14 protein-coding genes and 1 pseudogene are annotated in these 15,786 nt (G+C 76.9%); 4 read left to right on the forward strand and 11 right to left on the reverse strand.

Annotation, left to right across the window (positions count from 1 at the left end; translation table 11 throughout):
- Positions 1–11: 11 nt before the first annotated feature.
- Positions 12–1,688 carry a methyltransferase gene (locus CITRIK5_RS07625; RefSeq protein ID WP_060973652.1) on the reverse strand — a complete coding sequence of 559 codons (1,677 nt, stop codon included), beginning with the start codon at positions 1,686–1,688 and terminating at the stop codon, positions 12–14.
- A gap of 2 nt (positions 1,689–1,690) precedes the next feature.
- Positions 1,691–2,739, reverse strand: a pseudogene (locus tag CITRIK5_RS07635) (rhodanese-related sulfurtransferase); the annotation flags it as partial.
- Positions 2,740–2,832: 93 nt separating this feature from the next.
- On the opposite strand from CITRIK5_RS07635, the gene CITRIK5_RS07640 reads away from it, so the two are divergent.
- Both CITRIK5_RS07640 and CITRIK5_RS07645 read left to right on the forward strand, forming a co-directional pair.
- On the forward strand, positions 2,833–3,606 hold the full coding sequence (locus CITRIK5_RS07640) for a GNAT family N-acetyltransferase (protein ID WP_060973651.1): 774 nt from the start codon (positions 2,833–2,835) through the stop codon (positions 3,604–3,606).
- The gene (locus tag CITRIK5_RS07645) at positions 3,603–6,200 is read left to right on the forward strand and encodes a DEAD/DEAH box helicase (protein WP_060973648.1); all 2,598 of its coding nucleotides are present in this window, start codon (positions 3,603–3,605) and stop codon (positions 6,198–6,200) included. The genes CITRIK5_RS07640 and CITRIK5_RS07645 overlap by 4 nt, the downstream gene beginning before the upstream one ends.
- On the opposite strand, the gene CITRIK5_RS07650 is transcribed toward CITRIK5_RS07645, so the two are convergent.
- The 6 genes from CITRIK5_RS07650 to CITRIK5_RS07675 all read right to left on the reverse strand — a co-directional run bounded on the left by CITRIK5_RS07650 (position 6,119) and on the right by CITRIK5_RS07675 (position 10,826).
- Positions 6,119–6,559 (reverse strand): Rv3654c family TadE-like protein, encoded by a 441-nt coding sequence (locus CITRIK5_RS07650; protein ID WP_060973649.1) that lies wholly within the window; start codon positions 6,557–6,559, stop codon positions 6,119–6,121. The two genes, CITRIK5_RS07645 and CITRIK5_RS07650, sit on opposite strands and share 82 nt — an antisense overlap.
- Complete coding sequence (locus CITRIK5_RS07655) at positions 6,556–7,008, reverse strand: TadE family type IV pilus minor pilin (RefSeq protein ID WP_060973650.1); 453 nt, start codon at positions 7,006–7,008, stop codon at positions 6,556–6,558. The genes CITRIK5_RS07650 and CITRIK5_RS07655 overlap by 4 nt, the downstream gene beginning before the upstream one ends.
- Complete coding sequence (locus tag CITRIK5_RS07660) at positions 7,001–7,234, reverse strand: DUF4244 domain-containing protein (protein ID WP_049161531.1); 234 nt, start codon at positions 7,232–7,234, stop codon at positions 7,001–7,003. The genes CITRIK5_RS07655 and CITRIK5_RS07660 overlap by 8 nt, the downstream gene beginning before the upstream one ends.
- Positions 7,235–7,410: 176 nt before the next feature.
- Entirely contained in the window at positions 7,411–8,538 is a 1,128-nt protein-coding gene (locus CITRIK5_RS07665; protein ID WP_230956258.1) for a type II secretion system F family protein, read from the reverse strand.
- A complete protein-coding gene (locus tag CITRIK5_RS07670; protein ID WP_060974227.1) occupies positions 8,535–9,824 on the reverse strand; it encodes a CpaF family protein in 1,290 nt (429 codons plus the stop codon). The genes CITRIK5_RS07665 and CITRIK5_RS07670 overlap by 4 nt, the downstream gene beginning before the upstream one ends.
- 192 nt (positions 9,825–10,016) lie before the next feature.
- The gene (locus CITRIK5_RS07675) at positions 10,017–10,826 is read right to left on the reverse strand and encodes a CoA pyrophosphatase (protein ID WP_041103998.1); all 810 of its coding nucleotides are present in this window, start codon (positions 10,824–10,826) and stop codon (positions 10,017–10,019) included.
- Positions 10,827–10,862: 36 nt separating this feature from the next.
- Between CITRIK5_RS07675 and CITRIK5_RS07680 the strand changes: the two genes are divergently transcribed.
- On the forward strand, positions 10,863–12,068 hold the full coding sequence (locus tag CITRIK5_RS07680; RefSeq protein ID WP_041103996.1) for an NAD(P)-binding domain-containing protein: 1,206 nt from the start codon (positions 10,863–10,865) through the stop codon (positions 12,066–12,068).
- 21 nt (positions 12,069–12,089) lie between these two features.
- On the opposite strand, the gene nth is transcribed toward CITRIK5_RS07680, so the two are convergent.
- Positions 12,090–12,896, reverse strand: coding sequence for an endonuclease III (gene nth, locus CITRIK5_RS07685; RefSeq protein ID WP_041103994.1), 807 nt, complete (start codon positions 12,894–12,896; stop codon positions 12,090–12,092).
- A 234-nt stretch (positions 12,897–13,130) separates the two neighbouring features.
- Here nth and acs point away from each other — a divergent pair, with 234 nt between their 5' ends.
- Positions 13,131–15,071: an acetate--CoA ligase gene (gene acs / locus CITRIK5_RS07690; RefSeq protein WP_041103992.1), complete on the forward strand. Its 1,941-nt coding sequence runs from the start codon at positions 13,131–13,133 to the stop codon at positions 15,069–15,071.
- Between the two features lie 75 nt (positions 15,072–15,146).
- Here the strand turns inward: acs and CITRIK5_RS07695 are convergent, their stop codons facing one another.
- Together CITRIK5_RS07695 and CITRIK5_RS07700 are read right to left on the reverse strand one after the other, a co-directional pair.
- Positions 15,147–15,629: a GntR family transcriptional regulator gene (locus CITRIK5_RS07695; protein ID WP_036334115.1), complete on the reverse strand. Its 483-nt coding sequence runs from the start codon at positions 15,627–15,629 to the stop codon at positions 15,147–15,149.
- Positions 15,601–15,786, reverse strand: a complete 186-nt coding sequence (locus CITRIK5_RS07700; RefSeq protein ID WP_002854027.1) for a methionine/alanine import family NSS transporter small subunit — start codon at positions 15,784–15,786, stop codon at positions 15,601–15,603. Before CITRIK5_RS07700 ends, CITRIK5_RS07695 begins: the two co-directional genes overlap by 29 nt.

Consider the following 15,786-nt stretch of genomic DNA (forward strand, 5'->3'; position numbering starts at 1 on the left):
GGGCCGTCCGCTCAGCCCTCCACGAGGAAACCGTCCTCGTGCAGCTCCCGCAGCGCGGCCAGCAGGCCGGCCCGGCCCGCTTCGTCCAGCTCCAGCAGCGCGGCGACCGCGCCCACCAGCTGCCCCACGGACAGCTCGCCGTCGCTGGCCGAGAGGACGCCCGCCGTCGCGGTGTCCAGGCGCGCCACACGCCGGAACCCGGAGCCCTGACGGGCCAGGATCACCTCGGGGTGCTCCGCCCCGAACCGCTGGTGGCGCTCCTCGGTCACGTCGGATGCCACCCGCAGGTGCAGGCCGCGCAGCGCGGCCAGGGCCGGGTCCCCGACGTCGACCCCCGTCCCGGCGCCCGCGGCCAGCCGGTCCCGGCGGGCGACGGCGGCGGCCCACGCGGCGCCGAGGGCCTCGTCCACGGCCTGGGTCAGCTCCTCGGCGACCACCCACCCCCGGCCCTGGGAGCCGTCCGCGGCGGGCCGACGCAGCCACACGTGGCCGAAGCCCACGCCCGCGACCCCGCGCGCGGCGAAGTCGTCCAGGTACCCACGGTAGGCGGCCTCATAGGCGGGCGGGTCGAGCTCGAGCGAGGAGTCCTGCAGCCACGTCTCCGCGTAGCCCGCGGGGTCCTGCCGGTCGCGCTGGATGAACCAGGCCTGCATCCCCGACGCCAGCCACGAGCGCGGGCGCGCGTCCCAGGGTGCGGTGTCGGCGTCGGCGGTGTCTCCCGCCGGGATCTCCCAGTTGGCGAGCAGCTGCGCGGTGCCGCCCTCGGCGAGCACGTCCGGCAGGGCCGCGATCAGCTCCGCGACGATCCGGTCGCCCTCGCGGCCGCCGTCGCGGTAGGTCAGCACGGGCGCGTCCGGGTCCGTGCGCGGGGTGATCACGAACGGCGGGTTCGAGACCACGAGGTCGAACCGCTCCCCCGCCACCGGCGCCAGCAGATCGCCGGCCGCCAGCCGGACCCGGTCCTCGAGCCGCTCCCGGTCGAGGCCGAGCACGTCCGCGTTGAGCAGCAGGTTGAACCGGGTGAAGGCCAGGGCGCGCTCGGACAGGTCCGTGGCGGTGACGTGGTCGGCGTGGGCGAGCAGGTGCAGGGTCTGGATCCCGCAGCCCACCCCCACGTCGAGGGCGCGGGCCACGGGACGGCGCTGCGTGGCGCCGGCGAGCGTGAGGGAGGCCCGACCGACGCCGAGCACGTGCTCGGGAGGCAGCGGGCCGCGCCGCTGCAGGGCCGTCAGGTCCGAGGCGATCCACATCCGGCCCGGCTCGTCCGCCTCATACGGCGAGAGGTCCACCGCGCCGCGCACGCGTCCGTCCGGCCCCTCGACGACGAGCCCGGCCGCCACGGCCCCGGCCAGGCCGAGGCTGGGCAGGGCGGCGTCGAGGTCGGCGGCGGGGACGGGCTCGCCGAGCAGCCAGGCCCCGACGGCGGCGGCGAGGGCCCGCGTGCCGTGCCGGTCGCCGGGGCCGGCTGCGTCGTCGTGCCGGTCGGGGCCCGCCAGGTGACCGGCGACGACGCGGCGGGCGGCCTCGGCGTGCTCGCGGTCCAGGGCGAGCGTGGCCACGGGTCCGAGCAGCCCCTCGACGGCGGCGGTGGTGAACGGCAGGGCCGCCAGGTCCGCGGCGAGGGCCACGGCCGTGGCCGGTGTCAGCCGCGGGGCGGGGGGCGACGGAGGTGTCGGGACGGGACTCATGNGGGGAGCGGCTCACCCCCGCCCAGGTGGACGCACTCGTCGCCGAGCGCGCCGGCACCGCGAACCCCGTGCGCTTCCTCGACGGCCGCAACACGGTGGAAGCGGCCATCGGCCGATTCGACGGGGCCGTGGTCCCGGACGCGCACACCACCCGCGACCTGCTCGCCGCCGTCGACTCCGGGGCCCTGGACCACCTCAAGGCCGCGCAGCGGACCTCGAGCGTGGTGCAGGCCGGGTCGGCGCAGTTGCGCAGCGCCGAGGTCGGGGCCTGGCACGTGACGCACCGGCCGATGGTCTCGGCGTCGGCGGTGAAGCGGGTGGACAGGCGTCGGTCGAACACGGCCAGCTCGCCCCGCCACAGTCCGGCGTCGCCGCGGGCCTCGCCGTAGCGGACGATGCCGCCGTCGAGCTGGTAGACCTCGGCGAAGCCGCGGTCCTTGAGCAGGGCGGAGAGGACCTCGCAGCGCACGCCGCCCGTGCAGTAGGTGATCAGCGGCGCGTCCTTGAGGTGGTCCAGGGCCCCGGAGTCGACGGCGGCGAGCAGGTCGCGGGTGGTGTGCGCGTCCGGGACCACGGCCCCGTCGAATCGGCCGATGGCCGCTTCCACCGTGTTGCGGCCGTCGAGGAAGCGCACGGGGTTCGCGGTGCCGGCGCGCTCGGCGACGAGTGCGTCCACCTGGGCGGGGGTGAGCCGCTCCCCCGTGCCGACGACGCCGTCCGCGTCCACGGAGACGCGCTCGGGGGCCCCGAACGCGACGAGCTCGGGCTTGAGCTTGACGGAGAGGCGGGGGAAGTCCGCCGCCGAGCCGTCCGACCACTTCACCTCGAGGTCCCGGAACGCCGGATGCTCCCGCGTGCCGCGCACGTAGCGCTTGACCGCGTCGACCGGTCCGCCGACGGTCCCGTTGATCCCCTGCGACGACACGATGATCCGGCCGGTCAGGCCGAGGGACGCGGCGAGCGTGCGCTGCCACAACCGCACCGCCTCGGGGTCGGCGAGCGGGGTGAACCGGTAGTACAGCGCGATGCGGGAGAGGGGGGCGGTGCTCATCGAGGTCCAGGCTAGTGCGCGACCCCGGACGTGACGGCCGTGCGGGACGGGCGGGACCTGGCCCGCACCGGCCTCACGCCTTACCCTTCAGACATGACTGAGCATCTGGATCCGGCACTGGTCGACACCTGGTTCGCGGCCTGGTCGCGATCGCGCGGCTACCGCATCAGCCAGGAAGCGGGGCGACGCGCGGCCCTGCGCACCCCTCGCCCCGCCCGCATGATCCCCGGCGGCTCCGGTCGCGCCACGGTGGACGTGCCGGCCACGTGGGAGTACGTGGTGGTGAACCCCTCCCGCGCGGAGCTCGAGGACCTGCGCGAGGCGGTGCGGGACCAGGAGCAGATTCTGCTCACCGTGTTCGGCGACGCCGGCGAGGACCCGAAGGCCATGGGTCTGAAGGCCCAGGCCGAGCCGGAGCGCTTCATGACCATGGACATGGACCCCGAGCTGCAGGACGTGGAGCCCCCGCTGCTGCCCGAGGGCTATGAGGCCCGCGTGGACCAGCCGATGGAGGGCAGCCGTCGCCTGCGCATCCTGGCCGTCGGCGCCTCGACCGCGCCGGAGGGCGAGGAAGAGCTCGCCGCCCTCGGCTGGGTCACCGAGGAGGACGGCACCGCCGTCTACGACCGGATCTGGACGTCCCCGAACCACCGTCGCCGCGGCCTCGGCTCCCTCGTGATGCGCTACCTCACCTCCGAGGTCATGAGCGAGGGTGAGATCAGCCGCGGCCTGCTCGTCGCCTCGCCGGACGGGCAGAAGCTGTACCGCCACCTGGCCTGGACCGACCTCGGCCCCGTGTCCATCTGGGGTCGCGGCCTGGCCGAGGACAACCCCACCGCCGAGCACACCGGCACCATGGGGGCGTGACCGGCCACCTCCCGGAGCACGATCCCTGGGCGGATCCCGCGGGCGGCTGGGGGCCGCCCGGCACGGCGGACGCCGCGCCGGGCGTGGACGACGCCGCCCCGGACTGCTCCGGACCGGAGCCGCAGCCCGTCGGTGAGGTGGTGGCCGACGTCGTGGCCGGGCTGTCCGTCACGGCACCCGGCGACCTGCGCCCGGACACGCCGGCGGGGGCCGGACTCCGTGCGGCGCTGGGCCGGACCGGGCTGCCCGAGCAGATTCGCCACGTCACCGAGCTGCCCGCCCGGCAGGCCCGGCACACGGACTGGCCCGCGGACGCGCCGGAGGGCCTGGTCAGGGCGTTCGCGGCACGCGGCGTCGAGCGGCCGTGGCTGCACCAGGTGCGCGCCGCGGCCCTGGCCGGCGCGGGGACGCACACCGTGCTCGCCACGGGCACGGCGTCGGGCAAGTCGCTGGGCTACCAGCTGGCGGTCGGCACCCGGCTGGCCGCCGACCCCCGGGCCACCGCGCTCTACCTCGCCCCCACCAAGGCCCTCGCGGCGGACCAGCTGACCTCTTGGCGCGCCCTCGAGCGGGACGGCGCCCCGGGGCTGCGCGCGGCCCCCTACGACGGCGACACCGCACCGCAGGACCGGATCTGGGCTCGCGAGCACGCCACCGTTCTCATGACCAACCCGGACATGCTCCACGTGGGGATCCTGCCGCACCACGAGCGGTGGGCCGCGTTCTTCCGGAACCTGGCGTTCGTGGTGGTGGACGAGTCGCACACGTACCGGGGCGTCTTCGGCTCGCAGGTGGGCATCCTGCTGCGCCGGCTGCGGCGCATCGCCGCCCACTACCGCGGGGACCGTCCGGAGACCGTGTTCATCGGAGCGTCCGCGACGTCGGCGGATCCGGCCGGGCACTTCGCCCGACTGATCGGGGCGCCGGCCACGGCCGTCACCGAGGACGCGTCCCCGCACGGGGCGGTCACGGTGGCGTTCTGGGAGCCGGAGCTGACGGACCGTCGGGGCGAGAACGGCGCGCCCGTCCGCCGCTCGGCGATGGCCGCCGCCGCCGACCTGGTCACGGACCTGGCCCTGCAGCAGGTGCGCACGCTGGCGTTCATCCGCTCGCGGCGCGGGGCCGAGGCCATCGCCAGCGCGGCCAAGCGGCAGCTCGAGGAGGTCGAGCCGGGGCTCGGCACGCGGATCGCGGCCTACCGCTCGGGCTACCTGCCCGAGGAGCGGCGGGAGCTGGAGGCGGACCTGCGCTCGGGTCGGCTGCTGGGCATGGCCTCGACGCCGGCGCTGGAGATGGGCATCGACGTCGCGGGGCTGGACGCGGTGGTGGTGGCCGGCTGGCCGGGCACCCGCGCGTCGTTCTTCCAGCAGATCGGCCGCGCCGGGCGCGGTGGCCAGGATGCGCTCGCGTTCTTCGTGGCCTCGGACGACCCCCTGGACACGTTCGTGGTGGACCACCCGGAGGCCGTGTTCGACCTGGGCGTGGAGGACACCGTGGTGGACCCGGAGAACCCGCACCTGCTCGGCCCGCAGCTGTGCGCGGCCGCCGCGGAACTGCCGATCACGCCCGAGGCGTTCGGCTGGTTCGGGGAACCGGGGCGGGTGCGCGCCCTGCTGGACGTGCTGGTCGAGCAGGGGCTGCTGCGCCGTCGGCCGGCCGGCTGGTTCTGGACGCACCCCGAGCACGCCGCCGGCATGGTCTCCCTGCGGGACGACGGCGGCGGGCCCATGGACATCATCGACGCCGAGTCCGGTGCCCTGCTGGGCACGATGGACTCGCCCCAGACCCACTACCAGGCGCATCCCGGCGCGGTGTACGTGCACCAGGACCGCACGTACCTCGTGGCGGAGCTGGACGAGGACGCGCACGCCGTGGTGGTCACGCGGGCCTGGCCGGACTTCACCACGCAGGCCCGGGACGTCACGGAGATCGAGATCGTCGCGGTGCACCGTCGCCTGGACGCGCGCGAGAGCACCCTGCGCTGGTGCCTCGGGGAGGTGCAGGTCCGCACCCAGGTGGTGTCCTTCCAGCGCAAGGCCCTGGCCTCCGGGGAGGTGCTCGGCGAGGAGCCCCTCGACCTGCCGGCGCGGGACCTGTTCACCTCGGCGGTGTGGTTCCAGGCGGCCTCGGACGAGCTCATCGCCGCGGGTCTGACCACGGATCGCCTGCCCGGCGCCCTCCACGCGGCGGAACACGCGATGATCGGCATGATGCCGCTCGTCGCCTCGAACGACCGCTGGGACATCGGCGGCGTCTCGATGGTCCTGCACCCGGACACGGGCTCCCCCGCCGTGTTCGTCTACGACGGCCGGCCCGGCGGGGCGGGCTTCGCCGAACGCGGCTTCGAGCAGGCGCGACGCTGGGTCGAGGCGACGGCGGGGGCCATCGCGGCCTGCGAGTGCGCGGAGGGCTGCCCGTCCTGCGTGCAGTCCCCCAAGTGCGGCAACCGCAACAGCCCCCTGGACAAGGCCGGCGCGCTGACCGTCCTGCGGTTCCTGATGGACCACGCCGATCACCTCGTCCCGGCGGACGCCTCGGCCGACGGCTCGGGCGGCGCCCCCGGCGGGGCCGCGGACGCGGCGCCCGGGGCCTGAGACCGCGGCGGACCCGCGACGGCGTCGGCCGTGGCCGCCGGCAGCGGGGCGCGGGCGAGCTCGACCGCGACGCGCACGGTCCCGTCCTCGCGCACCTCGCACGCCACGACGACGGCCCCGTTGCGTTCGGCGGTCCGCCCGGCCAGCACGCACGGCTCGTGGTCGGAGAGCCCGCGCCGGGCGTCGGAGGCGGCGAGCGCCGCCAGGTCGGCGGCCCCGGCCGCCCGGGAGCCGGTGACCGAGGCCTGCCCGAGCGCCGCGACCGCCAGCAGCAGACCCGCCCCCAGGGCGGCCGTGCCCAGGACGGACACGGTGCCCGAGCCGCGTTCGCCCCGCGCGGGCGCCCTCCCGCGGGTCATGACCGGTCCTCCGGTGAGGCGGCGGGCGTTCCGGGCCGCTGGTCGGGGGCGGCGGCGTGGGCGGTGAGGGTGAGCACCTCGGCCCAGGCGAGCGGCCCGGGGCCGGGCTGGACGACCTCGACGGTCACCCACCCGCCCTCGACGGTGTGCGAGAGCGAGGCGTCGTCGCCGGCCATGCGCGCCACCGCGTCCCGGGCCGCCGCCTCGTCGTCGCCCCGGGCGAGGATGCGGGCGGCCGACGCCGCGGCGTCCTGACCCCGCACCTGCTGCACCGCGGCGGCGCCGGCCAGCAGGACGGACACGAGCACGAACGCGATCACGGGCAGCAGCACCGCGTACTCGGCCGTGACGGCCCCGGTCTCGCCGCCCCGGAGCGCCCGGGGCCACCCCGCCGTCCGGGCGCCCGTGCGGCGCCCGGACGGCGGGGCGGAGATCGGGTGCTCAGTCACGCTGGAGCGCCCCGGAGACGAGGTCCACGAGCAGCGACTGCACGTCCGGGCTGGTGAGCACGACGGCCAGCACGCCCGCGAAGCCCACGGCGGCGAGCGTGAGGATGCCGTACTCGGCCGTGATCGCGCCGGTCTCCTCGCTCGCGGCGTCGACGACGCGGGCGAGGCGGTCGCGCTCGCTCGGGCGAGTGACGGCGGGCTGGGCGGAGTGGGAGCGGTGGGTCATGGTGGTCCTCCTGGAGCGGGCCCCGCGGTGCGGGGCGGTGGTGACGGCCCGGCCGGGCCGCTGGTCCCAGGCTGGCCCGGTGCGGGCCCCGCGCGCCGGGGGCGGTGCGGATCCGGGGATGGGGCGGGGCGAACGGGGCCCTGTGCAGGACCGGACGCCCCGGTGTCGCCGCCGCCTCAGCCCGGTCCCGCCCCGAGCAGGGCCATGACGACGGGCACAACGCCCCAGCACACGAAGGCGGGCAGCAGGCACAGCCCCAGCGGCATCACCAGGCGCACGGCCAGCTCCTCGGCCGCCCGTTCATCGGTCCGCCGGGTCTGCTGACGGACGGCGGCGGCGGTCTCGGCCAGCGTGCGGGCGCCGGCCATCCCGGACCGGTGCAGCGGACGCAGTCGGGCGGCGGTCTCGGCCCACACCGGGTCCGTGTCGAGGCCCACCCACGCCTCGTCCCAGTCCCGGCCCCAGAGCAGCAGCGCCGCCGTGGCCCGCAGGCCGCGGGCGCCCGGCAGGGTCCGGCCGAGGTCGTCCAGCGCGGCGGGCAGGGATCGGCCGGCGCTGAGCAGCGCCGCCAGCACGTCCAGCACGACGGCGGCGCCCACCGCCGCCGGCTCGCGCGCGGCCGCACGCAGCAGCAGGCGCGTCCAGGACCGCCCGGCCAGCCAGAACAGCAGCCCCACCGCGGCGACCACGGCACCGAAGGGCGAGCGGACCAGGTCCCACGGGGAGGTGCCGAGCAGCCACGCGAGGCCGAGGCCGCCCAGGGGCAGCCACTGCAGCAGTCGGGACGTCGCGCCCGGCCCCGCCGCGGCCGAGCGGCGGGCCCGGGCCGCGTCCACGTCCGCCTCGAGGCTGTGGGCCAGCCGCCGGGCCACGGCTGCGGGAGCGGCACCCGCCCGGGCCCCGGCCGCGAGCGCCGCATCGACCAACGCCCAGCCCGGGTCCCGTGCGGGGGTCCGCCAGGGCGGGGTCCCACCGCGGCGCGCCGCCTCCCCGGTCGGCGCAGGCGACGCCGGCACATCCCAGGCCAGCGCCTCGGCCCGGCGTCGGGCGTGGTGATGGGCGCAGCATGCGGCACCCGCCTCGCCCGGGCCCGACCCGCAGGCGGGCAGGGTGCACGCGGTCTCCCGCCAGGCCTGCTCCTCGGTCAGACCGGCCGCGACGAGGGCGGCCCAGCGGCGCAGCACGCCGACGAGCACCTCCGTCTCCTCCTCCGGCCTCGCCCGCCCGGCCCGCCAGGGCAGCAGCGCCACGGCACGCCCGGCGCGGGACCGCCGCGCCGGCCCGGTGGCCGTCGTCGGGCTCACCGGCCGCCCCGCCCCGCCAGCCGCGCCGCGAGCGCGGGCACGCCGGGTCCCTCGACGGTCCGCCCGCCCGTCGCCTCCGTCCCGGGCCGCCACGTGAGGGCGGGCAGCAGGGCGAACCCGTCGGCGCGCGGGTCCGGGACGGCGAGCTCGACGGGGTGCCGCCCGTGGCCGTCCCGGGCGACGTGCAGCACGGCGTCCACGCCGGCGCGGGCCTGCGCGGCCACCGTCTCGGGCCGCCAGCCGGCCAGGGAGGCCATGGCCGTCAGCCGGGCGGGCACCTCGGCGGCGGCGTTGGCGTGCAGGGTGCCCCACGCGCCCTGGTGTCCCGTGTTCAGGGCGGTGAGGACGTCGGCCACCTCGGCGCCGCGGCACTCGCCGACCACGAGCCGGTCCGGCCGCATCCGCAGCGCGTGGCGGACGAGCTCGGCCAGTCCGACCTCGCCGGCGCCCTCCGCGTTGGCGGCGCGGCACTGCAGTGCGACCACGTGCGGGTGATCGGGCGCGGCCTCGGCCGTGTCCTCCACGACGACGATCCGTTCGTCCCCCGGCACCCGGCCGAGGGCTGCGGAGAGCAGCGTGGTCTTGCCTGCCCCGGTCGCGCCGCTGACCAGGACGGTGGCACGGTCGCGCACGAGCGCCTCGAGGGCGTCGGCCCAGAGGGCGCCGTCCGGCCAGCCGTCGGCCAGCGCGGCCAGCGACGGCGTCGTCGCGGCCGGGATCCGCAGGCTCAGCAGGGTGCCGCCGCCACTGACCGGGGGCAGGACCGCGTGGACGCGCACGCCGCCCACGCGGGCGTCGGCCAGCGGCACCGCCGCGTCGAGGCGGCGGCCGGCCCGGTGCAGCAGCCGCACCGCGAGCTCCCGGGCGGTCTCGGGGTCGAGCCGACCGGGGCGGCGGACGAGGCCTTCGTCCCCGTCGGTCCACACCGCGCCCGCGCCGTCCACGAGCACGTCGGTCACGCCCGGGGTGCGCACCCAGGGTGCGAGCGGGCCGAAGCCGTCGAGCTCATCGACCAGCGCCGCCACGCGCGGGTCGTCGATCGGCGCATCGAGGGCCTCGGCGATCAGCGGGGCCAGCGGCGGCTCCGCCCCGTCGGCGGCCGACGCACGGGCCTCGGCCACGCGCCGGCGCACGACGGCGGCGTCCAGCCCGCCGGGGCCCGCTGCGGGTGTGGCCAGCGGCGGCGCGGCGACCTGCGTGCGTTCCGGCTCGGCCGGGTCAGTGCGGGGCCACGGGAACCGTCGGCCGACCTCGGGCGGGGCGAGGCGGGACCGTCGGCCCCGCACTGACCCGGCCGAGCCGGACGAACGGGCGCATGGCGGACCTCCTGCGGGATGGGGGGCGGCCGCCGCGGTCCGCGGCCGCCGGCCCGTCCAGTCCACCGCCTCGCCCGCGCGCCCGCCTGCCCCGGTCGTCCGGCTGGGGACACGTGCCCACCCCCCGGCGCCTGTTCAGGAGCGGACGGCGCCGCGCAGCCGTCAACCGCGCAGGATCTCGTGGGTCCGCGCGTCGCGCACGCGGGAGTCGTCCCACGGCACGTCCCAGCCCAGCAGCGCCAGCACACGGTCCAGCAGCGCCGCCGTGAACCCCCACACCAGGCGCTCGCCCACGAGGAAGCCCGGCGTCTCGCCGCGGCGGCCGCCGGGCCGGGCCACGCGGCACCGGTTCGCGGGGTCCACCAGGTCCGCGACCGGCATCCGGAACACGGCCGCGGCCTCGGCCTGGTCGACCACCGCCACGCGACTGGGGTCCCGCCACCACCCGAGCACCGGGTGCACCACGTGCCCGGAGACCACCACCGGCACCGCCGGCAGCACGCCCAGGACCTCCACGCCGGCCGGGTCCAAGCCGGTCTCCTCCTGCGCCTCGCGCAGGGCCGTGGCCACGACGTCGGCGTCCTCGGGGTCGACGCGACCGCCGGGGAACGCGATCTGCCCGGCGTGCTGGCGCAGGGTGGCGGCGCGCTGGGTCAGCAGCACGTCCACGTGCGGGTGCACGCGCTCGGCGTCGTGACGGGCGGGGACGTCGTCGAGGGCGCCGAACAGGATCAGCACGGCGGAGGGGCGCGGATCGCCGGACCGGGGCCACTCGAAGCCCCACATCGGCACGGCCTCGGGCGGGATGGTGGTGAGCGAGGCCGGGTCGTGGTGACCGGGCGCGTCCGCAGGGGCCGTGCCCCACCGGGCCACGAGGTCCGCCAGCTGGTCCCGCGCACCCGTCAGCGACGCCTCGGACGTCCCGGCGGCGTCGCGGGAGGTCGGGCGGGGGCTCGCGGGGGTCTCAGGCATGGCCCCCACGCTAGCCGCCGGTCGTAGCCTCGGGGCATGACGGCTCCCCTGACCTCGCCCCCGGCGGACGCCGCGTCCCCGGATCCGGTGGACGTCGCGGTGATCGGCGCCGGACAGGCCGGACTGGCGGTCGGCTACTTCCTGGCCCGGGCCGCGCGGGACGTCGACCGCGGGCGCCGGCCGGGCCCGCCGCCGTCGTTCGTCCTGCTCGACGCGTCCGCCCAGCCCGGCGGCGCGTGGCCGCACCACTGGGACTCCCTGCGCCTGTTCTCCCCCGCCGAGCACTCCTCCCTGCCGGGCCGACCCATGCCGCCGTCGCCCGGTCCCGGCACCCCGGACGCCGGGCACGTCGTCGCCTACCTGGCCGACTACGAGGACCGCTACGGGCTGCCGGTGCGCCGGGGCGTGCGTGTCGCGGAGGTGACGCACGACGCCGCCGCGTCCCCGCCGTTCACCCTGCGGCTCGAGGACGGCACGGCCCTGAGCGCCCGGGCCGTGGTCTCCGCGACCGGCTCGTTCACCCGCCCGTTCGTGCCGGCCCTCCCGGGCGCCGACCGCTTCGGCGGCACGCAGCGGCACTCCGCCGCGTACCGCTCCCCCGACGCGTTCGCCGGGCGGCGCGTCCTCGTGGTGGGCGGCGGCAACTCGGGCGCCCAGATCGCGGCTGACCTGCTGCTGGCGGGTGTCGCCACCACGTGGGCCACCCGGCGTCCGCCCCGGTTCATGCCGGACGACGTGGACGGGCGGGTGCTCTTCGACCGGGCCTCGGCGCGCGTGCTGGGCCGCTCCGAGGCGCGCGTGGGCGACCTCGGGGACATCGTCATGGTGCCCTCGGTGATCCGCGCCCGCGACGAGGCCGGGCTCCACGCGGTCCCCGCGCCCACGGCGCTCACGCCGGAGGGCGTCCGTTGGGGCCACGACGCCGGCGCAAGCCACGGCTGGCCCGCCGCCAGCCGCGCCGCGGCCCGGGTGCGCGGGGCCGAGCACCCGGTGGATGACGTCGTCTGGTGCACGGGCTTCCGGGCGGACCTGCGCCATCTGCGGGGCCTCGAGCTGACCCGCCGCCCCTCCGGGGCGCCGGCGACGGAGCGTGCGCTGCCGACCGCCTCGGTGGACGTGCCGGGGCTGCACCTGCTCGGCTACGACGACTGGTGCGGGGCCGCCTCGGCCACGCTCGCGGGCGTGGGGGTGCACGCGCGCCGGGCCGTCGACGCGATCCTCGCGGGCCTCACCGCCGGCTGAGCGGGCGGGCAGGCTGAGCGCTCAGGCCTCCAGCCCGTGGCCGAGGGCGCGCAGCTCCCGGCGCGTCCGCCCCGCGCGCAGGAGCTCGAGCAGCTCCTCCCGGCCGGGCTTGAGCTCGTAGGCGAGCAGGGCGCGCGCCCGCTCGGGGTCGGTCTCCCCCGCGCCGTAGGACGGGCACCAGCGGGCGATCGGGCACGCCCCGCACGCCGGGCGGCGCGCGTGGCACACGCGGCGGCCGTGGAAGATCAGCCGGTGGGAGAGCATCGTCCAGTCCCGGCGCGGGAACAGGGCACCCACGGCGTGCTCGACCTTCACCGGGTCGGTCTCGTCCGTGAACCCCAGGCGCCGGGCGAGCCGGCCGACGTGCGTGTCCACGGTGATCCCGGGCTGGCCGAAGGCGTTGCCGAGCACCACGAACGCGGTCTTGCGCCCCACCCCGGGCAGCGCCACGAGGTCCTCGAGACGGGCGGGGACCTCGCCGTCGTGCCGGGCCACGAGCTCCTGGGACAACCGCAGGATCGCGGAGGCCTTGTTCCGGTAGAACCCCGTGGAGCGCACGAGCTCCTGCAGCTCCGGCTCGGTGGCCGCGGCCATCGCATGGGCGTCCGGGAAGCGGGCGAACAGCGCCGGCGTGGCCGCGTTGACCCGCACGTCGGTGGTCTGGGCGGACAGCACCGTGGCCACGAGCAGCTCGAACGGCGTCTCGAAGTCCAGCTCGGCGACGGCGTACGGGTACGTCTCGGCCAGGATCCGGTTGATCCGCCGCGCCCGGCGCACCAGGGCCAGCCGGGTCTCCCCGGTCGGCGTGCCCGTCGACTCCGTCTCCATCCGCGCGTCCTCCCGCCCTCGTGCGATCCGCTCAGGTCCGACCATCCTAGGGAGCGGAACGCGTGCCGGCGTCCGGACCGCGTCCGGCCCCCGCTTCCGGGCGCGATGCGACACACAGGACCCGAGGATTTGTGGCGACGACGCCGCGCGCGGCATGCTGAGGCGGGAGACTAGTGTGGGACGCGTCACATCCGCGCCACGCACCGACCGCACCACCTCGAAAGGACCCCGTCGATGGACGAGCAGATCCCCACGTTCCCGCCCCCGGCCGAATTCGCCGCCCAGGCGGTGGCCGGAGCCGACCTGTACGAGGAGGCCGCCGAGGACCGCCTGGCCTACTGGGCCCGCCGCGCCCGCGAGGTCCTGCACTGGGAGCAGGACTTCACCGACGTCCTGGACTGGTCCGACGCACCCTTCGCGAAGTGGTTCGTCGGCGGCACCACCAACGCCGCGTACAACGCCCTGGACCGCCACGTCGAGGCCGGCCACGGCGACCGCGTGGCCATCCACTTCGAGGGCGAGCCCGGCGACACCCGGACCTACACCTACGCCGACCTGGCCGCCGAGGTCCGGCGCGCCGCCAACGCGTTCGAGTCCCTCGGCGTGACCAAGGGCGACCGCGTGGCCGTCTACCTGCCGATGATCCCCGAGGCCGTCATCACGATGCTCGCGTGCGCGCGCATCGGCGCGGTCCACTCCGTGGTGTTCGGCGGCTTCTCCTCCGACGCCCTGCGCTCACGCGTGGACGACGCCGAGGCCAAGCTCGTCGTCACGGCGGACGGCTCCTTCCGCCGCGGCAAGCCCTCCATGCTCAAGCCCGCCGTGGACCAGGCCCTCTCCGCGCCGGGCCACACCGCCGAGCACGTGCTCGTGGTCCGCCGCAACGAGGCCGAGGTCGAGATGACCGAGGGCCGCGACCTGTGGTGGCACGACGTCGTGGACGGCCAGTCCGACGAGCACGAGCTCGTGTGGCACGACGCCGAGCACCCGCTCTACATCCTGTACACCTCCGGCACCACCGGGAAGCCGAAGGGCATCCTGCACACCACCGGCGGCTACCTCGTGCAGGCCGCGGCCACCCACCACGACACCTTCGACCTGCACCCGGAGTCGGACGTCTTCTGGTGCACCGCCGACGTCGGCTGGGTCACCGGGCACTCCTACGTCGCCTACGCACCGCTGGTCAACGGCGCCACCCAGGTGATCTACGAGGGCACCCCGGACTCCCCGCACCAGGGCCGCTGGTGGGAGATCGTGCAGAAGTACGGCGTGAGCATCCTCTACACGGCGCCGACGGCGATCCGCACGTTCATGAAGTGGGGCCGGCACATCCCGGACGAGTACGACCTCTCCAGCCTGCGCGTGCTCGGCTCCGTGGGCGAGGCCATCAACCCGGAGGCCTGGCGCTGGTACCACGAGGTCATCGGCGCCGGCCGCTGCCCCATCGTGGACACCTGGTGGCAGACCGAGACGGGCGCCCACATGCTCACCCCGCTGCCCGGCGTGACCACCCTCAAGCCCGGTTCCGCCCAGAGGCCGGTGCCCGGCGTCGTGCTGGAGGTCGTGGACGAGCTCGGTGAGCACATGACGGACACGAGCGCGGGCTTCCTCGTGGTGCGCGAGCCGTGGCCGTCCATGCTGCGCGGCATCTGGGGCGACCGGGAGCGCTTCAAGGAGACCTACTGGTCCCGCTTCCCCGGCATGTACTTCGCCGGCGACGGCGCCCGCTACGACGAGGACGGCGACATCTGGCTGCTGGGCCGCGTGGACGACGTCATGAACGTCTCCGGCCACCGCCTGTCCACCACCGAGATCGAGTCCTCCCTCGTGGCGCACCCGTCCGTGGCCGAGTCCGCGGTGGTCGGTGCGAAGGACGAGACCACGGGCGAGGCGGTCGTCGCGTTCGTCCTGCTCACCGAGGTCGCCGCCGCGGCCGACCGCGACGTCGCCGAGGTCGAGGAGGAGCTGCGGCAGCACGTGGGCAAGGACATCGGCCCCATCGCCAAGCCCAAGCTCGTGCTCGTGGTCCCCGAGCTGCCCAAGACGCGCTCCGGCAAGATCATGCGCCGCCTGCTCAAGGACGTGGCCGAGGGCCGCGACCCGGGCGACTCCACCACGCTGGCCGACCCCACGGTCATGCAGCGCATCGTGGAGACGCTCGCGCCGAAGGCCTGAGCCGGCACGACGACGCCGCCCCGGTCCGCACGCTGCGTGCGGTCCGGGGCGGCGTCGTCGGTGGGCGGGCCCGGCTCAGGCGCGGGCGGCCGCGTCCCGGCGGACCAGCTCCACGGCCTCGTCGGGCGTGTAGCCGAGGCGCTCGAGCAGGGTGTCGAGACAGCGGCGCACGGCCTGGTGCGCGGCGTCCGCGCGGGCGTCCGCCGAGGCGGCCACGAACGTGCCCGCGCGGCCCCGGGTGCGGATGGTGCCGTGCGCCTCGAGCTCCTTGTAGGCCCGGGCCACGGTACCCGGTGCCACGCCGAGCTCGGCGGCGAGCGCGCGCACGGGCGGCAGTCGGTCACCGCGGGCCAGGGATCCGGAGGCGACGCCGGCCAGGACCGCGTCCACGATCTGCCGGTAGGGCGGGGTCGGCAGGCTCCCGTCCACCGCCACGACCGGCAGGGAGGCGGAGACCACGCCCGCGGCTCCGCCGGCGACCGGGGCCGCGGACGGGGTCGCCGCGGACGGACCGGGGGCCCTCATCGTCTCACCGGTGCTGCGCGTCGAGACGGCCATCCTCGCGCTCCCACACGGCGGGGGCCAGTTCGCCCCCGATGGCGAGATCGCCCGAGGAGTCGTCCGGGTGGCGGAGCAGGTGGACGGCGGAGACCGCGAGGCCGCCCCACACCAGGAGGATGGCCAGGGACATCATGACGATCGCTGCGGTGCTCAT

The sequence above is a fragment of the Micrococcus sp. 116 genome, assembly GCF_902506395.1.
Lineage (GTDB): Bacteria > Actinomycetota > Actinomycetes > Actinomycetales > Micrococcaceae > Micrococcus > Micrococcus luteus.

Excerpts from the sequence above, each read along its gene's own strand:
- CITRIK5_RS07625 (WP_060973652.1), bottom strand. The coding sequence starts at position 1,688 with ATGAGTCCCGTCCCGACACCTCCGTCGCCCCCCGCCCCGCGGCTGACA.
- CITRIK5_RS07660 (WP_049161531.1), bottom strand. The coding sequence starts at position 7,234 with ATGACCCACCGCTCCCACTCCGCCCAGCCCGCCGTCACTCGCCCGAGC.
- nth (WP_041103994.1), bottom strand. The coding sequence starts at position 12,896 with ATGGAGACGGAGTCGACGGGCACGCCGACCGGGGAGACCCGGCTGGCC.
- acs (WP_041103992.1), top strand. The coding sequence starts at position 13,131 with ATGGACGAGCAGATCCCCACGTTCCCGCCCCCGGCCGAATTCGCCGCC.
- CITRIK5_RS07675 (WP_041103998.1), bottom strand. The coding sequence starts at position 10,826 with ATGCCTGAGACCCCCGCGAGCCCCCGCCCGACCTCCCGCGACGCCGCC.
- CITRIK5_RS07680 (WP_041103996.1), top strand. The coding sequence starts at position 10,863 with ATGACGGCTCCCCTGACCTCGCCCCCGGCGGACGCCGCGTCCCCGGAT.
- CITRIK5_RS07650 (WP_060973649.1), bottom strand. The coding sequence starts at position 6,559 with ATGACCCGCGGGAGGGCGCCCGCGCGGGGCGAACGCGGCTCGGGCACC.
- CITRIK5_RS07695 (WP_036334115.1), bottom strand. The coding sequence starts at position 15,629 with ATGGCCGTCTCGACGCGCAGCACCGGTGAGACGATGAGGGCCCCCGGT.
- CITRIK5_RS07700 (WP_002854027.1), bottom strand. The coding sequence starts at position 15,786 with ATGAGCACCGCAGCGATCGTCATGATGTCCCTGGCCATCCTCCTGGTG.
- CITRIK5_RS07640 (WP_060973651.1), top strand. The coding sequence starts at position 2,833 with ATGACTGAGCATCTGGATCCGGCACTGGTCGACACCTGGTTCGCGGCC.